Annotated in this window: 12 protein-coding genes; 3 read left to right on the forward strand and 9 right to left on the reverse strand. The window is 33.1% G+C overall.

What is annotated here, in order from left to right:
* Positions 1 to 195: 195 nt before the first annotated feature.
* Entirely contained in the window at positions 196 to 2,175 is a 1,980-nt protein-coding gene (locus tag C1N55_RS16785) for an acetoacetate--CoA ligase (RefSeq protein WP_137729882.1), read from the reverse strand.
* A gap of 975 nt (positions 2,176 to 3,150) precedes the next feature.
* Between C1N55_RS16785 and C1N55_RS16790 the strand changes: the two genes are divergently transcribed.
* Genes C1N55_RS16790 through C1N55_RS16800 form a run of 3 tightly spaced genes read left to right on the forward strand, consistent with a single transcriptional unit; the run spans position 3,151 to position 6,254 of the window.
* Positions 3,151 to 3,762 (forward strand): TetR/AcrR family transcriptional regulator, encoded by a 612-nt coding sequence (locus C1N55_RS16790; RefSeq protein WP_255502547.1) that lies wholly within the window; start codon positions 3,151 to 3,153, stop codon positions 3,760 to 3,762.
* Positions 3,740 to 4,660 carry an ABC transporter ATP-binding protein gene (locus C1N55_RS16795; protein ID WP_137729884.1) on the forward strand — a complete coding sequence of 307 codons (921 nt, stop codon included), beginning with the start codon at positions 3,740 to 3,742 and terminating at the stop codon, positions 4,658 to 4,660. Before C1N55_RS16790 ends, C1N55_RS16795 begins: the two co-directional genes overlap by 23 nt.
* Complete coding sequence (locus tag C1N55_RS16800; protein WP_137729885.1) at positions 4,653 to 6,254, forward strand: ABC transporter permease; 1,602 nt, start codon at positions 4,653 to 4,655, stop codon at positions 6,252 to 6,254. Before C1N55_RS16795 ends, C1N55_RS16800 begins: the two co-directional genes overlap by 8 nt.
* Before the next feature lie 427 nt (positions 6,255 to 6,681).
* On the opposite strand, the gene C1N55_RS20960 is transcribed toward C1N55_RS16800, so the two are convergent.
* The 8 genes from C1N55_RS20960 to C1N55_RS16840 all read right to left on the reverse strand — a co-directional run bounded on the left by C1N55_RS20960 (position 6,682) and on the right by C1N55_RS16840 (position 18,938).
* A complete protein-coding gene (locus C1N55_RS20960; RefSeq protein ID WP_137729886.1) occupies positions 6,682 to 7,503 on the reverse strand; it encodes a methyl-accepting chemotaxis protein in 822 nt (273 codons plus the stop codon).
* A 432-nt stretch (positions 7,504 to 7,935) separates the two neighbouring features.
* Positions 7,936 to 9,042 (reverse strand): Ger(x)C family spore germination protein, encoded by a 1,107-nt coding sequence (locus C1N55_RS16810; RefSeq protein WP_137729887.1) that lies wholly within the window; start codon positions 9,040 to 9,042, stop codon positions 7,936 to 7,938.
* Positions 9,043 to 9,047: 5 nt separating this feature from the next.
* Positions 9,048 to 10,487 carry a spore germination protein gene (locus C1N55_RS16815; RefSeq protein ID WP_137729888.1) on the reverse strand — a complete coding sequence of 480 codons (1,440 nt, stop codon included), beginning with the start codon at positions 10,485 to 10,487 and terminating at the stop codon, positions 9,048 to 9,050.
* Positions 10,484 to 11,548, reverse strand: coding sequence for an endospore germination permease (locus C1N55_RS16820; protein ID WP_137729889.1), 1,065 nt, complete (start codon positions 11,546 to 11,548; stop codon positions 10,484 to 10,486). The genes C1N55_RS16815 and C1N55_RS16820 overlap by 4 nt, the downstream gene beginning before the upstream one ends.
* 180 nt (positions 11,549 to 11,728) lie before the next feature.
* Positions 11,729 to 12,937, reverse strand: coding sequence for an ISL3 family transposase (locus C1N55_RS16825; RefSeq protein ID WP_137727947.1), 1,209 nt, complete (start codon positions 12,935 to 12,937; stop codon positions 11,729 to 11,731).
* 685 nt (positions 12,938 to 13,622) lie between these two features.
* Positions 13,623 to 15,494 carry an ATP-binding protein gene (locus tag C1N55_RS16830; protein WP_137729890.1) on the reverse strand — a complete coding sequence of 624 codons (1,872 nt, stop codon included), beginning with the start codon at positions 15,492 to 15,494 and terminating at the stop codon, positions 13,623 to 13,625.
* Positions 15,491 to 16,624, reverse strand: coding sequence for an SIR2 family protein (locus C1N55_RS16835; protein WP_137729891.1), 1,134 nt, complete (start codon positions 16,622 to 16,624; stop codon positions 15,491 to 15,493). Before C1N55_RS16835 ends, C1N55_RS16830 begins: the two co-directional genes overlap by 4 nt.
* 898 nt (positions 16,625 to 17,522) lie before the next feature.
* Entirely contained in the window at positions 17,523 to 18,938 is a 1,416-nt protein-coding gene (locus tag C1N55_RS16840; protein ID WP_137729892.1) for a hypothetical protein, read from the reverse strand.
* Positions 18,939 to 19,080 lie beyond the last annotated feature (142 nt).

A 19,080-nucleotide genomic window follows, 5' to 3' on the forward strand; every position in this document is an offset into this window, starting at 1 on the left:
ATTTACTTTATCTATCTTAATAATTGATTGTGAAAGTTATTGGACACCTTTTTTAATATTTTGTAAAATTTTGTTAACTATTTTTAAGAAAAGCTTTAAAACTAGCAAGAACTATAAATAAAAAAAGAACCCAGTCACTAAAAAGCGTGACTGGGTTTTGATGTTGAAACTTCTATTTATATAGCAGTGCATATTCTAAATATCCTGGGAAATCTCTTTCGAAAGTCCTATAAAGTAATTAATCGAATCTGGATTTGCAACTGAACCACGATTAACTACCTTTTCTACTGGCTGTCCTAATAGAATTTTACGAATGGGGACTTCTAGTTTTTTACCACTGAAGGTTTTAGGTACTTCTTTCACTTCAAATATTTCATTTGGTACAAATCGTGGAGATACTTTTTGTTTTATTTCAGCTTTCATCTTTTCTTTTAAGTGATCATCCAGCGTTACATTTGGTTTTAATACGATAAACAATGCTAAAAATGAATTTCTGCCAAGGTACTCTAAATCAACTACTAAACTTTCTATTACTTCATCAAGTGATTCGACAACCCGATAGATTTCACTTGTTCCTAAGCGAACGCCCTGCCGGTTAATCGTTGAATCAGATCGACCGAAAATCACACTGCTGCCTTTTTCATCGATTGTAATCCAATCTCCATGGCGCCATATACCCGGGAACATTTCGAAATAGCTTTCGAGATAGCGTTGATGATTCTCATCTCCCCAAAAATACAGTGGCATGGATGGCATGGGATCGGTAATTACCAGTTCTCCTACTTCATTTAATACAGATTGACCTTCATCATTAAAGGCTTGGACATTTGCACCAAGAGCTCGTGATTGAATTTCTCCGGCGTATACCGGCAGCACAGGGCAGCCACCAACAAAGGCTGCACAGATATCCGTTCCGCCACTTGCCGATACAAGCCACATATCTTTCTTCACATTTTCATAAACCCAACTAAAGCCCTCTACTGATAGAGGTGAGCCTGTGGAATAAACGGCCTTCAGTTTTGAAAAGTCATTTTTTTCATTCGGTTTTACACCTGTTTTCATACAGATATTCAAGAATGCTGCACTTGTGCCAAAGAAAGTTATCCCTACTTCATCGGCATAATCCCATAAAACATTCATATTTGGATAAGCTGGACTGCCATCATAAAGGACAACTGTACCTCCCGCCAGTAAACCAGCCATTAAAAGATTCCACATCATCCAACCAGTTGTCGTAAACCAAAAGAACACATCATCTTGATCGATTCCTTGTTCGACTGTTATCGTTTTTAGGTGCTCGAGTATAATGCCTCCCTGTCCTTGTACAATTGGCTTTGGCAATCCAGTTGTCCCCGAAGAGAATAAAATCCACAACGGATGGTCAAATGGAACAGCGTCAAACTTGAGCTCTACATTTTCTTTCAACATCTCGTCCCAATAGATTGTGCGATCATTTAAAATCTTATTTTCGCTTTGTACATATGGGAATAGGATGGTTTTTGTTAGCGTGGGTAGTTCAGCTTGCAGGTCTTCAACGCTTTGCATTTTATCGTGGATTTTCCCATTATAGGAGTAGCCATCAACTGCAAACAAAACGGTTGGTTCAATTTGTTTAAATCGATCGATCACACTGCCCGTTCCAAAATCAGGGGAACAGACCGACCAAATAACGCCCATACTTGCACAGGCTAAAAAGGCAATGACCGTTTCAGGTATATTTGGCATATAAGCAACAACACGGTCTCCTTTTTTAACGCCTAAACTGATTAAATATTGTCTCACAATGGACGTTTTTTCCTGAAGTTCTTGCCAACTCACCTCTCGATTTGAAACTGTTTCTGATTTGAAAATCAATGCTGGTCGATCTTCTCTACTATTTCGGAAAACATGCTCTGCATAATTTACGGTTGCTCCTGTAAACCATTTGGCGCCTGGCATTGTTCGTGCTTCCAACACTTGTTGATAATTAGTGTGGGATTTTACATTACAATACTTCCAAATGCTTTCCCAAAACAATTCTAGCTCCTCAACAGACCATTTCCACAGCTCATTCGGGTTCTCGATGGCTAGCCCCTTTTCATCATTTAGCCATTTTCTAAAATGGGTAATGCTCGAGTTATCAATTTGTTGCTTCGACGGCTCCCATAACAATGTTCCTTCTGTAATCCCTTTCATATATTCCCCTCCTATATTCCAAAACTATTAAATAAGTTATTCTTTATTATAGTGTATTATCATTCAATTCAATTATTACTATCTATTTTTCATATTTGTTTGAAGGTAATCTCTTTGATTTTTATCTAACATATTTTTGAGTATATTATGCCTTTAAGATAAGATAGCTAATTAAAACGACATCATTTAAACAATCTATAAGGCGACCACTTCAAGTATACTCTTTGACCGTTAAAGGTGAATATTTTTTTTCCGAAAACCTAAGCGGGAACGACTATTGAATTTTTGAAGGATATTCAATAAATTCAGTGTTAAAACTCTATCCAGCTTCTATTCGAGAAAAGGAAAATCGACTTACTCAAGGTATAAAAATTGAATGAAAAAAACAAAATCTGAAAATTGAAGGAATTGTAAAGATACAAAATGAAAAGGGCTATATGGCTAGTGCGAACAGGCTGTATGACAATAACTTGGAGTTCATCGAATATAATTGAAATGCCCATTTATTCTGTGGCACAAGAAAATAAAGATTGAATGTCGTTGTGAGACTGAAATACTTATAAAAGTTATAGATACCGAGCACGTATGACGAGTTTGTTGTAAAACAGAGGGTGATCATCACTTTATATATAAATTAGAGTTTAGATATTAGTCTTCTGCTCCAATTAAATAATCTTTCATTGTTTGTAGGCGGTAGAAATTGATTGTTGTAAACCCGTGTGACTTGTCTTACTTCATAATAAAGGAAACAAAGGCGCAGATTTTGATTTATCAATTCTTAGCTCTATTCACCATTTGTAGACTATATTTATTCATAATAACCACTTCCACTCTTCACAATGGAAATATTTTCTGTTACTCTAGAATCGACCACTATGGTCTAATTTAGAAAAAAATTAATATACTCTAAACAGGGGGTGGTGAGAAATTAATCATACATTTCTTAACCTCAATCACGAAAAACAACAACGCATTATTAATGCCGCACTAGATGAGTTTGCTCAAAATGGATTTGAAAAAGCTTCTACAAATCAGATTGTAAAAAACGCGAGAATTGGCAAAGGAATGCTTTTTTACTATTTTCAAAATAAAGAGGAGCTCTTTAACTATCTGATTAACTACAGCTTTGACCTTGCCAATACAAAATTAATTGAGCAGGTTGATAGGAAAGAATCCGATTTTATTGAACGTTTAAAACAAATCGCTCATGCCAAAACTGAATTTCATCTAACACATCCGAATGTATTAATATTTTTAGGAAATCTCTTTTTAAATGATAATACTGGTATTTCTGACAGCTTCAAAAACCGTTACGAACAGATGATGAATAGTCGTATCTCTCTTTTGTATGATGGGATTGATAAAACCTTATTTCGAAAAGATATCGATACAGAAAAGGCGTTCAAGCTAATCCAATGGTCAATTGATGGCTATCAAAATGAGCTAATCGCCAAATTGAAAAATCATAACTTAACAACCATAAATTTTGACACTTATTGGGAAGAGTTTTATGAGTTGCTAGACATTCTTAAAATGCTTTATTACCAAAATAAGGAGGGACAAAATGAGCGTTCTGCAAATCAATGATTTAACAAAAAAGTTTGGTAAGTTTACTGCATTAGATAATGTGAATTTTGAAGTGAACAAAGGTGAAGTCTTTGGATTTATTGGTCCAAATGGTGCGGGTAAATCAACAACGATTCGGATATTGCTTGGTATTTTAAAAGCTACTGCTGGTGAAGTCCGAATCTTCGGCAAAGATGCCTGGTCGGATGCAGTGGAACTTCATAAACGCATAGCCTATGTACCAGGAGACGTGAATTTATGGCCAAATTTGACTGGCGGTGAAGTGATTGATTTGTTTGTTAAGCTACGAGGAGGAAATCATAAAAGCAAACGCGATGAACTTATCCAACTTTTTGATTTAGATCCATCTAAAAAGTGTCGGACCTATTCAAAAGGTAACAGACAAAAGGTAGCCCTTGTGGCAGCTTTTTCATCTGATGCAGACCTTTATATCCTAGATGAGCCTACTTCTGGATTGGATCCATTGATGGAACAGGTTTTTCAACAATGTGTAAAAGATGCAAAAGAAGCAGGAAAAAGTATCCTCTTATCGAGTCATATTTTATCTGAGGTCGAGCAGCTATGCGACCGCGTTGGCATTATTCGCCATGGTCAAATCATAGAAACTGGCTCTTTAAGTGAGCTACGCCATTTAACTCGCCTGAATCTCTCAGTGGAAACAAAAGAGTCGATTACTCAATTACATGAAATAAAAGGAATACACGCTATTGATGAAAAGAAGGGTGCAATTTCTTTCCAAGTAGATACTGAGCAATTAGATTTAGTCATTAAACATATAAGTCAATTTGGCATTGTAAAATTAGAAAGTACCCCACCAACCTTGGAAGATTTATTTATGCGTCATTATGAAAACAATGACTTACGAAAGCAAAACCATGGAGGAAATTCTAATGGCTGATATAATTTTTAAACGGACGGGGATTTTATCTCGATTAATTCTGAGACGCGATCGATTTCGTATTCCGGTATGGCTTATCGGTATTGGTTTTTTTACTTTCATAGTACCCGTAGCATTTACCGAGTTATATGGAACACAAGCCCAACGCGATATCATGGCACAAACCATGAAAAACCCGGCTATGATTGCCATGGTAGGAACACATGATTTAACCCACTATACCCTTGGTGTAATGACTGCACATCAAATGCTGCTCATGACAGCAGTCGTTGTTGCCTTAATGAGTATTTTACTTGTAACACGCCATACTCGCGAAGAGGAGGAAAACGGTCGGATCGAATTGATACGGTCCTTACCAGTTGGTCGACTTTCAAGTTTAAATGCCGCATTATTTGTTTACACAGGCGTTCATATTCTATTAGCGCTTCTAATTGGATTTGGACTATATGCACTAAATCTCGAGAGCATGGATTTAGAGGGTTCTGTATTATACGGAGTAGCATTAGGGGCAACCGGCATATTTTTTGCTGGTGTAACAGCCTTTTTTGCTCAACTTTGTGAAAGTTCACGTGGGACAATTGGATTTTCCATCGCTATCCTGCTTATTTCTTATATTGTACGTGGGATTGGAGATGTAAGTAATCCAGCTTTAAGCTGGTTCTCCCCTCTTGGATGGTTATCGAAAGCAGAAGTTTATGGCTCCAATAATTGGTGGCCAATTGGATTAATGATAGGGATATCCCTTATTTTATTTTTCCTGGCAAGCTATTTAAATGCAAGTCGCGATTTAGAATCGGGATTACTGCCATCAAAGCCTGGAAGAAAACACGCTTCAGCGTTACTACAAAGTCCAATCGGCTTAGGATTACGGTTACAGCGCACAGGGATCATATCTTGGGCAGTTGGAATGTTTTTAATAGGAGTGTCCTACGGCTCGGTATTAGGTGATTTGGATTCCTTTTTTGAAGGAAACGATTTAATGAAGCAAATGCTCTCATCATCAAAAAGCCATACCTTTACTGAGCAATTTATGTCCATGATTATGATGATTTCAGCTATTATTGCATCTATTCCAGCAGTAATGTCCATGAATAAACTGTATGGAGAAGAAAAAAAGGGACGAATCGAACATTTACTTGTAAGGGCTATTTCCCGCACAAAGCTTTTGGGAAGCTATCTAGTCATTTCAATTATCAATGGTTTTGTCATGCTCTCAGTTGCCTCAATCGGAATGTGGTTCGCAAGTTTGGCTGTCCTAGATGTGTCACTTTCATTTAGAAAGGTTTACGGAATGGGATTAGTCTATTATCCAGCCCTACTTGTCATGATAAGTGTAGCTGTTTTATTTATTGGCTATCTACCAAGATTCACTAGTTTCATCTGGCTCTATGTATTTTATACCTTCATCGTTTTGTATATGGGGGGCTTATTCCAGTTGGACGATTGGTTTGGAAATCTTTCACCATTTGGTCATATCCCACAGCTGCCTATAGAAAAATTGACATGGGCGCCAATGATTACATTAGTAGGAATCGCGGTGATTATCTCGGCTATTGGTATTATTGGGTATAAACGACGGGATATTACAGGGTGAGATTTGGAACTTAAATCTATTAAGGCAGGGTAAGCTACTCGCCCCTGCCTCTTTACTTATAAGAAGGTTTAATTTTTATGGCGAGCAGTAGATGATCCTTTATTTCGTCTTTGTTCATCTGGAACTTTAGGCTGCTCTTTAATTTTTCTCTTACTATCTGGACGCGAATTTTTAACCATAATTACCCCTCCGTATAAGTATCGTTTTTTGGCTATTATACAATTACTGTTGTAATACTCAATGTCCCAATCCTTAATAGGATGTTTGACAACAAGCATCACAACCATAGCCAATCTTAGATTAACCGGAATGAGGAGAAATATTCTTTTGAATGATGATAGGCTTAAATTTACAGCTTTCTAAGTTTTTCTAGCTGAAACTTTTTTTTCAAAAGGACAGACTTATTAAAAAATGTACTAACTTTTATTTAACCCATATTTTCAAATTCCTTAATTACTCTTTTAAATTCCAATTGGGTATCTAATATTATCCTTTGTAACTCATCAGTTATTTTACTAACTCGATCTACTTCTTTTGAAATATTTTCTACATTTGTATTTACATTTCCAATAGCATCATCAACATTTCCTGCTAATCTTCTTACTTCATCAGCTACTACTTTAAAACCTTGCCCTTGTTCTCCTACACGCGCTGCTTCGATAGCTGCATTTAACGCCAATACATTTGTTTGCATGGAAATCTTGCGTATGGTCTTTGTAATTTCAATTATTAAGCCAGTCTCTTGCTTTAATGATTTAACAGCACGCATTTTATTATTGGAATTTTCAACAACCAAGTCTACTAACTCGATTGGCATTTCTCTTAATTGAGAGATGATTTTGACTGTTTTATTTTCTCTTTCTGTTATATCTGTTGCAATTTTAAGGACAGCCTCAACTCTCCCCTCTTCATTTAATATTGGTATGTAGTTAGCCTCAAGCCAAAGAATATTTCCCGATTTACCAACCCTTTGAATTTTTTCTTGAAACTTTTTTCCACTTTCAAGATTTCCCCATAATTCTTCATATTCTCTGCTATTTCTAAATTCAACAGTACAAAATTGTTGATGCTTCATATTACTCATTTCACCAACTGTATATCCAAGTGTCTTTGCAAAATTTTCATTTACCCAGATAACTTCTTTATTTAAATTAAATTCTATCATGGCTAAGTTTGACTCTAGTGCTGCTAAAACAGATGTAACATCTAATATTTGTGTGCTCAAATTACTATTTGATTTAATGACCATATGAAGAATCTCTCTTTGTTTAGTAAATTTATATTTAATTATAACTTGTAGTAGGTATTTTCTTCTACAATAGTGCTCTGCTCGATATAAAACAGAAAATAACAGTAGTCCAAAGAGCATATTTTCTATTCTATAAGAAAGAGTTGATTCAAAAATTCACAGTGATTCGTAACAATTCTAATAATACTTTTCTTACTATTTCTCATTGAAAAGCAATAACGGAAAAGCTAAAAAAAAGCCTCTACAAATTGTAGAGACATTTTCAGACAGTTAGTTTTCTTTGTTCAAATGTAATTGATTATAAGTAATATTTCATGATCTGAGAGTGGGTTAAAAATACTGGTAAAGTATTGATTTTATTATGCATGTATAAATGACAGGTAAAGTTAAGCGGACTGCTTTAATTTGTTACCGTTTCTGTGCTCCTAAATATCATTTGTAATTCCCAGATTCGATTATCTTGATATCGACCTTTACCTCTTTTACCGAATTTATATCAATATTATTAATTGTATCGCTATCCCATTTGTTTAAATGAAATTTGTAGGCATTTTCACTTATATTCAAGACATCTGTATTTAGAGCATCCCCTGCTTTAATGGTTGATATTATTTCATTTTCTATCACTTTGTTTAGTTCTTTTTCTGCATCACTATAGTTCTCCTTCTCAAGATTTTGTAGTAAAGTCGCATCTCCTTTTATTAAAATCTTGTATGAAGGTTCATCACCATTTAAAACGGAAATTTTTGACTTAGCTTTATAGATTCTTACCGCAATATTTCTAGTTCCTGCCCGAATAGTTATATTTGAAGCATCTTCAGAGAACCACCTTATCCCACTAATATCCTTTTTACTTAACCAACCCTTATATTGCTTTTGAGATAGCAAATATTCCCCATTAATATTTGCAATATTTTTGGCCTTATCTTCTTTAAAATGACTACTATCTACGTTTAAAGATGGAATCAATATTGTGCCAACAGCTAGATAATAGCGAGAAATAAATTGATTATACCTAAGGTCTGGTAGTGAATAATTTTGTTTGATTAATTCATCTGGTCGATGAAGAATTGAATATATCTGAGGAAAATTGAAAAAACTCTGTGATTGCAAAATTTCTTCCATATCTCCCTTTGTACCGAATAAATACAAGTTATATCTTAGAAAAGGGGAGTGCCCTACTACATCTACAACTTCATCCATTTTTTCTTTTATGATGCTTTCACTTAAGATAATTGTCTGGACATGACCCAGATTTAGAGGCATGGCGCTTATTTCTTCTAATGAAGCAAATGCCATGTGCAAATTTTCACCTTTTGATTTTCCAATTAAAATAGGCAGATCTTCTACTGGTGCGCCTTCTTGTCTGGCGATGTTCCCGAAATTTAATCCCTGATAATATACTTGGAATTCACCTTCCTTATAATCAAATCCAAGAGCAGTAATATATACTTGTCCCTCAAGCCTCTTTGCCCCCCAACAACCCGATAAAAGCAACAATAAGCTTGAGAAAATTATGAAAAGTACAATGTTCCTCATTCAAATTACTCCTTTTGCCTAGTTTTATCTTTCGGATGATAGGCAGGGTTCCTTTTTTTCAATAAGGTAGATGGGAACTTCAACATTACTTTTGCTATATTCACGAGTTTTGGATTGGTGAAAAAAGAAACATAGGACTGTCCAAAACTTTCGAGAGCAAATAAAAAAGTAATAATGAGAAAAAAAGAAAGGAAAAAACCATATAACCCCATACTGGAACAAAAAATCAGGACAAAATAACGAAGAAGAAGAACATTCCCTCCAATGTTTTGGTTAATTAACGTATAACCAGAAATCACCGTAATCGAGATAACAACAAGCATGGCTGGGGAAGTTAAACCAGCTCGAATAGCAGCATCACCGATTATTAATCCGCCCAATACAGCGACAGTTTGTCCAACTGCTTTAGGTAGCCGTAAACCTGCTTCTTTAAACAGTTCGAATAAAGTTATCATAATAAAAGCTTCTGCTGCACCGCTTAGAGGAAGTCCTACTCTTGTCATGGAAATGGTGGCGAGCCATGTATATGGTATTTGTTCGGTTTGGTAAGTAATTAAAGCAACGAAAAAACCCGGTAAAAAGATAGTTGTCACCAATGCGATCAACCTTAATAACCTAACAAAGCTGATATAAAAAAAACTATTGTTTGTATCTTCTGGAGATAGCATTAACTGAACCATGCTTGTAGGACCAATCAAACAGCTGGGATTTCCATCAACAAGTATAGCAAAACGACCTTGATTTAAGGAATCTACAACATAGTCAGGCCTTCCTATATAATCCATTAATGGGAAAATTGAGTATTTTTGATCATAAAGCATTTCTTCTAACTGATAGCTACTATTTAAAACATCTATGTTTATAGATTCTAATCGGTTTTGTACTTCATCTAAAATAGTTGGATTTAGTATATCCTCCATATAAAGTAGTATTATTTTTGTTTTACTTCTTTCTCCTATTGTAAACTCCTTACTTTTTAATGAAGATGTTTTCAATCTCTGTCGTATTAATGCCATATTATCCGAGATATTTTCCACAAATCCATCTCTTGGTCCTCTAACGGAAGTTTCTAAATTCGATTCCTCTGGACTTCTCTTAGGAGCATTGGTAACTGGAATGGAATAAACAGCAGTGGATTGCTCGTCAATAATGATTAAATCTCCAGAAAAAAGTCTTTTTTCGATTTCATTTTTTAAATTTTCTTCTTTGGAGAGTTCAGAAACTCCCAAAAGTCCGCTTAAACTCTCGCTTTTAAAAGTTTGTTCCATTGCTATCTCTTCTGTAATTTTAGGGAGTATCGTCTCATTTATCGCATTGGTATCAACTAAATTTGAACAATACAAGAATGTAAGTTTATGAGTAGCATACTTTCCTTTCTGCGATTTCGTAATTTGGACAATGTCGGATACGTTATGAAACCATGAGGATAAGTCCAATTGATTCATGAAATATCACCTTTCTTCTTACTAAGGAGGAATAGCAGAAAAAAAGTAAAAATAAAAAAGATTAGGCTCACTGGAAAAAAGATGTTATATATAAATGAAAAAAAAGACTCAAAATTCCAAGGAAGGATAACACCGATAGTTAATAATATATAAATTAAACTTAGAATCCAGATATTTTTTTTATGACTAAAAAGCTGAGATACTATAAACATACTGATACTTACTCGTATAAAGGCTCCAGAAAACCACTGAAATATAGATAAGAAATCAAGTCGAGTGATATTGTTACCCAAAGTTAAAACTTTCCACTGTTCATATGCGGGAACTTTCATCTTTGAAGCTTCTTCCGCACCAAACATCGCAATGGCTGCAACCAGGGGTCCAAGGGATAACCAGAAAATAAGTACCGTTACTGGCAAAAATGTTTTTATTCTAATACGATTCTTAAGAAATGGTGTAAAAAAAAGTAAGTAGATTATTTCAAAGAAACTAGCACAAGAATACATAATTCCGATAAATAACTCCTTATACCCGTTCTCAAAAATAGGCAGTAGCATACTATAATCTTTAACTTTCATATTCCCCATTCCTACAACTATCCCAAAGACAATAACCAGTGGTAATAGAAATATCGAAATAGCAGAAATCGTTTTAATTCCTTTAAGTGATGCATAATAACAAAGTGCTATAAATGGTACAAGCATCATTATATCTGGTACTTGAAAAGTATAATTTGTTTTTGCCCAATATCCAGTATATTTGCATGTAATATAGGCAGTGAAAATAAAATACAGACTCAATAAGATCTTTATAAAATTAGAGATAAATGGGTGCAAGGAATTGATTAAGGTAAAGATATTTTTATTCTCCAGCTTTTTATTCAAACGAAAAATCATGATTGCCCATATCATCAATGGAACAAAGCTGCATATTACTGAAACCCATGAGTCCCTTTTAGATGAAGTTAATATAATTGGATGGAACAATACATGGACCATAAAGCCGGTAGACAAGATGAGTAAAAAATATAGATGTGTCGGATAAATTACCTTTGAGAGCATTGTAATCTCCTTTTAGTCTTTCAAAAATTTATGTACCTTCTACAAAGATAGTCTTTCCATTTAATTTAAAATAATCCTACCTTTTTAGAAAAAATAAGGATAAGTAACTAAGTAAGAACATGCTCACAAAATTGGTTCTATGTCAAATGTTGGGGTGATGTGTTTTTGCACGTCACCCTATTAACCTAAATGAACACCGAATTCTTTATATAAATCATTCAATAAAATCTTTGCTTTAAAATGCTTAAAGCTCCTAAAACCATAAGCATTACGTTTCATTACCTTCGATTTATTATTAATTCCTTCTAAAAAACCATTTGAATAGCCAAAACTAAAACTATTTAAGATCTCTACTTGCCAATTCTTAAAGGTTTGAATGGCTTTTATAAATGCTGGGATATTTGCTTCTTCTACCTTACGGTAATAAGCTTCTAATCTATTCTTCACTTCTGCAATATCATTCGTCGTTTTTGCCCAATCAAACCATTTACAATAGGCTTCTTTTAGTTCATATGCTTGCTTTAATTCCTTTGACATTCCCGTGTAGCGATTTAAATACCATCGATTCTTTTCCGTTAACTTATCAAAGCGTTTATATAAGACATGACGCATTTTTTTGCACTTTTTTCGATCGTATGGATGCCAATCCTTCTGCACTTTACGACGCACCTCGTCTAGAGCCCAATAAATATAACGACAATAATGGAATCGATCGGCAATAATGATAGGACGATTTAAGGCTTTTTTAACAGCTGCTTTAAAGCTTGGATTCATATCCATTACGACGACTTCTACATCTGATCCATATGTCATTAGATAATCCTTAATCGTTTCTTTTCTACGATTCGGTAAAATATCAATTGGTTCGTGCGTTTCAGCGTTGGCAATGATTAGTTGATAGGTCCCCGCATCTGTATCTCCTTTATATTCATCAATCGCAATACATTTTGGTAAATGGACCCCTTCATTTAGCTGCTCTTTTACCACCTTTTTAAAGCGACGAATTACCGTCGAACTGGATGTTCCAAGGACTTCTGCTGCTTCTTTAAATGTCTTTGCCTTTACTGAACGGATTCCAACAACTTGATTCCATTCTTTTGAGTAACGTTGATACTTATCCACGAAAGGAGATTTTTCCGAGAAGCGTTTTCCGCACTCACATACATAACGTCGACGTTTATAGAAAAGGATGGTTAATCGTTCAAACCATTTTAAATGTTTAATTTTTTGAATTCGATAATCATGTATTTTAGAGGTCATTTTATTACAGTCTGGACACTGATGTTCTTTCTTCGGAATTGAAACGTAAAGAGCGATACGCTCCCCGATCTCTTCAATCTTATGAACAGTTACACCTTTTAATCCTGGGATATTTCTGTTAAAATTCATAATGCACGTATCACCTTTCATTGCTTGTTTCTCGACAATTCAAGTATATCGAAATCGGTGATTACGTGCTTTTTTTTATTTCAAATTGTAGTAAAACCCCAACAAATATTATAGAACCACAAAATTGTTCATTTATCCCAACTTCAACTAATTTTGTCATGTACAAAAACCAATAAAAAAACGTCTATCTACATTACTGTAAATAGACGTTTAATAAATTGATTTAATAGATACCGGTGGTCGGGGTCGATTTAGCCTTCAAAGTATTGTTCTGATAAGGTTTTGGAATAGCTATGTGTAAAATTTGTGTAAAATGATTTTGGGTGTAAATAATCTCAAAACAATCAACTTTTCCAATTGCCCTTATTAAATAATATAAATAAATATTACATCATGCCGCCCGTAAGGTGAAAGTGTGTAATATCTTTCACTATATGATCCAAAAGTGCGATATATCAACATTTCAGAAAATAAGAATTGTAACATCTTTAACGGATTTTTATATTTTTTATTTGATTGCGTTAGCAATATGTTATCATTTTAACGACTTAATGTTTTAATTCCAATAACAACACTGATAATACCCAATCATGTAACCTTAGAAATAGATAGTCTCTAGCTGGCATTTAACCCTTCCTCTAATTGTATTCTCCTTTTTTCATAATTATATTAATTCAGATTGAATCTACATCCACAATTTACAAAGATCAATATTGTCACTATTTGGTCTTTTTTCCTTTCCATAAACTTGTTCTACTTGTGTAAATACTGGCATTGACAGTGCTGTACCTGATACTATACAAGTTCCACTCGCTAAAGTTGGAATTGCGGCTTTAGAAACTCTGTCTAAAGTTGGAATCGTATTATCAATCATTTCTAGATCTTTATTATTAACTAGCCGATGAATAAAATAGTTGTGAACTTGAGATATAATTGTCGGTGAAATATCAAAGGGACGCTGACTACAGATAGTTAGGAAAAATCCAAATTTCCTTCCCTCTTTTATCATTTCTTCAAATAATTCTAAACGATAACTATGCCATCCTTTTCCTTCATTCATTAATTGATTGGATAAAATATTATGGGCTTCATCTATAATTAGGTGAATTGTCTTTTCAATGTTATCTTGTTTGGTTTCTTTTTTATGAGTATCAAAGAGCATTTTAGCTATTAAAGAAGGTATAACCTTTTTTATATCAGAACTACATTCCCTGAAAGAATAGATTGTCATTATAGGCATTTCTTCTATAGATTCTTGATCTGTTAATTCTATTATTTGTTCAAGTTCCTTTACTTTAGATTCAATTCTATGTATTAGAGGGTTTATATGATCAAATTGTGCGTATCGATTTAACATATCACTTACTAATTGCAATTTAGCATTTAATATAAAATTATCACACCAACCAATACCAGTATCTATTCTGGAACACCATTCAACCAGATAACCAAACCCAGTCTGAAAACTATAAGTATGTTTTATATCCTCAACAGTATTAAAGTAACCTACACCACTAATGAAATAGTAATTATTCTGCGTATGCCATTGGATTGCATTAATTAACTCAAGAAAACTACTATGCCCCTCATCCTGAATATCCTCTGATAAATAGTCAATTATCTCCTTAATATATTGAAATACGTCTTTTGATGAGTGTACTAAAGATTTTGCGAATAAGTTAGGTAAATAGTTTTTAAATCCCCAGCCATTTTCCTCTGCATTCTCCATACGTTTTAGTAGTCTTTTAATAAAGGGCTTTTGGGTTTGTTCTTTTGCACTGAACAAAACAGATAATACCTCCGGTGTATAAAAATATTCAGAAGTAATTTTCAATCTGCCTTCACCATGTTCTTCATTTGTACTTAGATTGACGATACTTACTTCATTTTGCTCTAAACCAAACACACCTTTATGAGCATATTCTCCGTTAAAATCAATAAGGTGAAATGAACTAGCCCTTTTTATATAGGAAACACCAACCGTTTTAAATAACTCAAAGTATAATTTAGTTAACGTGTTAGACTTTCCGCTTCCTGTGTTCCCAAAAATACCCATATGGGAAGCAAAAAAAGAATTCACAGGGAAATCAACTGAGATATCTTCATGAATGGACTTACCTATGGAAAAGGTGTTCTCATTGTTATTATTACCACTTGTTCTATTTCCTGCATAGATATCTAAAATTTCTTCTCTCCTTGGTATGTAGACAAGATTTCCAATCATAGGTAAATGTTTTACTCCGTTATTAAAGAATTTTTTATCGAGATACCCTAGAATTTGAACTTCAAGTAATTTAGAAATTGTACCCTTGTTATATCGATAATCTTTTTCTTGACTTTTTTTATTATTTATTAAGTCTTCAATATATTCAGCATCAATTTTACCAACTAACTTTAATAAACCTTTTTTAATTATAATAAAACTATTTACTGAAATATTATTAATTACCTCGCCCTCATAGATAAAAGATGAGTGATTCAATTCTTTATACACTTGAACTTTTACCCTTGTTCCTCTTACTTCTATAACACTCCCTACCTCAAGTGAAATTGTCATTCTCTTGCCCCCTCAAAAAGTAACTTACTGAAATGATATAAATCAATTGGAGGCATTTCCTCTGTCGGTTCAATAATAACTACATTGCTTTGATACTGACAATTTAGTAATTGCATTATTTCTTTACGCATGCCGTTTTTATAAACAAATATGTAAATACGTAATTGTGGATTATGAAACGACCTTTTAACCAAGTTTCTAATATGTTCATCTGCAAATGAAAAACCAAAAACAATTAGTATAGTTTGATCCTTTTCTAATTCATAACTTAACAAACGTAACATACTGTAATAGTACTCATCTAAAACAGTATTTTTGAATTTATTCTTCTCTGGATTGATAATCATAAGGCTTTTATATTCTTGAAAAAATAAATCTAAAGAGCTGAAATTAATTTCAGCAATTTCATGAATCTTCATATCAAGTTGTTCATCATATTCCTCTACCCAAAGATAATCTTCAATTAATTTTTTATCATCTTCTTTTAATTTAATTTCATTCGCTGCATTTCTAATTTTCTTTATTAGTTGTAAATCATTTCTTATTTCAATAGTTTGCTGGTTCTCCAAAAACGAATTAACCCAATTTACCGAACCATGACATTTAATTAAATTGATTGTTGGCAATTCTTTGTGATAGTTGTCAAATACACCATTACGTGATACAGTCTTATGGAAATTTTCTGAACTAAGTGTCCTTAATAAATATCCACTTCCTCCATCATTGAGTATTAATGATGAATTACTTCTTTGTTCATGATCGGTAGCTCTTTCAAAAAACATATCATAATTGGTAGTGAAAATATTAGCTCGTTTTGGAGAAATTCTTGCATTTCGATAGTTCATAATGTTTACTAAGCCTTTTATGAACAAGCGATAATTCTTTGTTACATAATACTCACATTTTACAGTTTCATTTATTAAATCGAAATTTTTATTAATTATCTCTGTAAAGTAATGTAGATAGATTAATTGACGAACGGATGGATTATACTGTCTTTCAGTCAAAACTTTTTCAATATTTCCGAGGGAAGGGAAATAAGGCACGGATGCCCCCGATCCGATTAAAAAGTTTACGTTTTTTTCTGCAATTTGTGTTTGCAATTCATTAATTATTTTTTCAATTTTCATTTCAAATCACCTTTAACCCTTATAGTCTAGTTTGAAAAATTAGATACTATCAATCATAATACTTTGTATTATTTATACTTCATAAATGTTATTCGTTCACCATGAGGATTCGGTTTAGCTTATTTTCATCCCCGTCTTGCATATAACGGACTTAATTCGTTATTGATTAATCGACCATGATTAGAAAAGTTATAACTTTCTATAATAAAAAATTATGAATTTTGATTTTGTAATCATATTGTTGACTCTATTTTTTCATTTTAACTATACTATATACCAATTGTGGAAATAAATTGAATTAAATTAACATCAGTGATTACTTTCTAAAAACTAATTATTCTATCCAAAAAATAATTAAAGCCTAGAGATTCAATATGAATCTCTAGGCTTTCTTTCATAGTTACTTCAACATCAACATCACGAACCTCACAATGTATTTGGTAGCAACCAGAGTGATGGTAGTTTCATTGAAACACTTAGTTAAGTATGAACATTTTTTTCCTAAAAATACTCTTCAACCAAAGGCAACCGATTTAAAGAGAGAAATTTATCAATTTTAACTGTAATAAAATGTATGGTTACTACTTTTTGCTACTCTGTATCTTCTGTTACACCCAGCACATTGCCGTAATTGTACTGTAATTAGATTGTATCGAGGATCTTTAAAAGTCTTTTCATTAATTAATGTCCATACATTGCTATTACAATCAGGACACCCAAGAAGTTTATACTGATTCATTATCCTTCACCCTACTTTTTCTATTCTCTAATTAAACTACTTAATATAAATAAAAAGGAACCTCCTAAATTATACTAATGGAGTCTCCACTATAATTTATTTTTGCAAACCGTATAACACCCTAAATATTATCAATAAAAAATTAGATAACCAACACTACTAAGATAAAAAGCCAATTGCCTTTCCATAGTTATACAGCTTAGTTAATGTATAATTTGCTATTTCTGCTCTACTTGTTTGGGATCTCCACATCATTTCAATTCTAATTTTACCATGTGAATTTTCACATAAAATATCTGTTCTTCGTGTCAAACCATTACCTAAATCCTGTTCCAATAAACAACTAGAAAATAAACCCAAATCCTTCATAGCATTTCCAAATGATCTGTTCAATATTTTATCATTAGTAGATGCAATTCTAGCTAGCTTCTCAAAAGCAGTACGACTATTATTGCCTGTTTTATTTCCTTTTCTTCTAGGACCAGATGGATTTCCAATAATGGCATTATACAATTCACTGTTTTTAAACCTTTGTTCTGCTGTATTATCTGATTTAATTCGCAAACCAACTTCTTTCATTTTTTCAATCAGTTCTTCATCAGCATAGTCCCTTGCAATTGCAGTGGCTGTCAAAATTGGAATGTAAAGTATTTTACAGTCAAAGACATTTGAGAGTAGTCCTATTTTTTCAGGATAATCTTTTAAATCTGTAACAATATTAGCATTTGTTGATACCATTAATCTTTCTATATCAGCAGCTGACGACTGACCCCTTGTTAATGCTGCAACATCATTTTCAGGTTCGTTACCAGCCAGTACAACTACCCACATTTTACATTGCTCATTACCAACTAGTTTTTTTACTGAACGGGTATTGATAAGAAGTTGTTGTCTTAAAGAGCTAAAATAATGGCCAATTGTATTAGAATTCGTTGCCAATTCTTTAGCTTGTTCATCTGTTATTCCCATGTCACTTAAAGAGGCACCATTGTTCAGAAGCTGAACTGTTCTTTTAGCAATATCTAAATAGTTTTCTTTTTTAGGACCATTAAAATAGAAAAAAGGCTCATTAATACCTAATAAGGCATCTCCCCCTATGCTATCTGCAATATTTATTAAAATATCTTTCATTTCATCAGTATTGCATAACCAAGCAATTAGAGTTTTTTCACCTTTATCTGATCTTAAAAATGTATTAATTACATGTAAATCCTTTTCTATATCAGAATTTTGTTGACCTATCAAAGCTTCTCTGCCCTCAAGTATAATTATTCTCATATCAGAGTCAGTAGAAGATAAATTCATTAACATTTTTGCTATTGATTGATTGTTATTTATCGTTTCAACACATACATTTTTCTTGAATAAACTAATAGTATTAAAAAATGTTGACTTTCCCGAACCAGAAGTTCCTCTAACGATAAGGAAAGCACCTCTGTCAGCTGCTATCATATCTCCATATATTTCATCTATTTTATCTAGAGCATCACTTACTTCAACTATTATTGTATTTAATTTTCCTTCTGCGTTCTCTTTTAACTTTTCAAATCTATCAGGTACTAAAAGATTGTCCATATCTAAACCTTCTTCATGTCATTTTTTACCTTAATTATAACATTTTACTTTTCCTTTTTCAGACTTCTTTTCACTTTAAATATATTGTAGTAGATTACTCATTGGTGATTATAGAATTGCTGATTGTATTGTATGAATGTGT

The organism is Lysinibacillus sp. SGAir0095 (genome assembly GCF_005491425.1).
In the GTDB taxonomy this organism is placed as follows: domain Bacteria; phylum Bacillota; class Bacilli; order Bacillales_A; family Planococcaceae; genus Ureibacillus.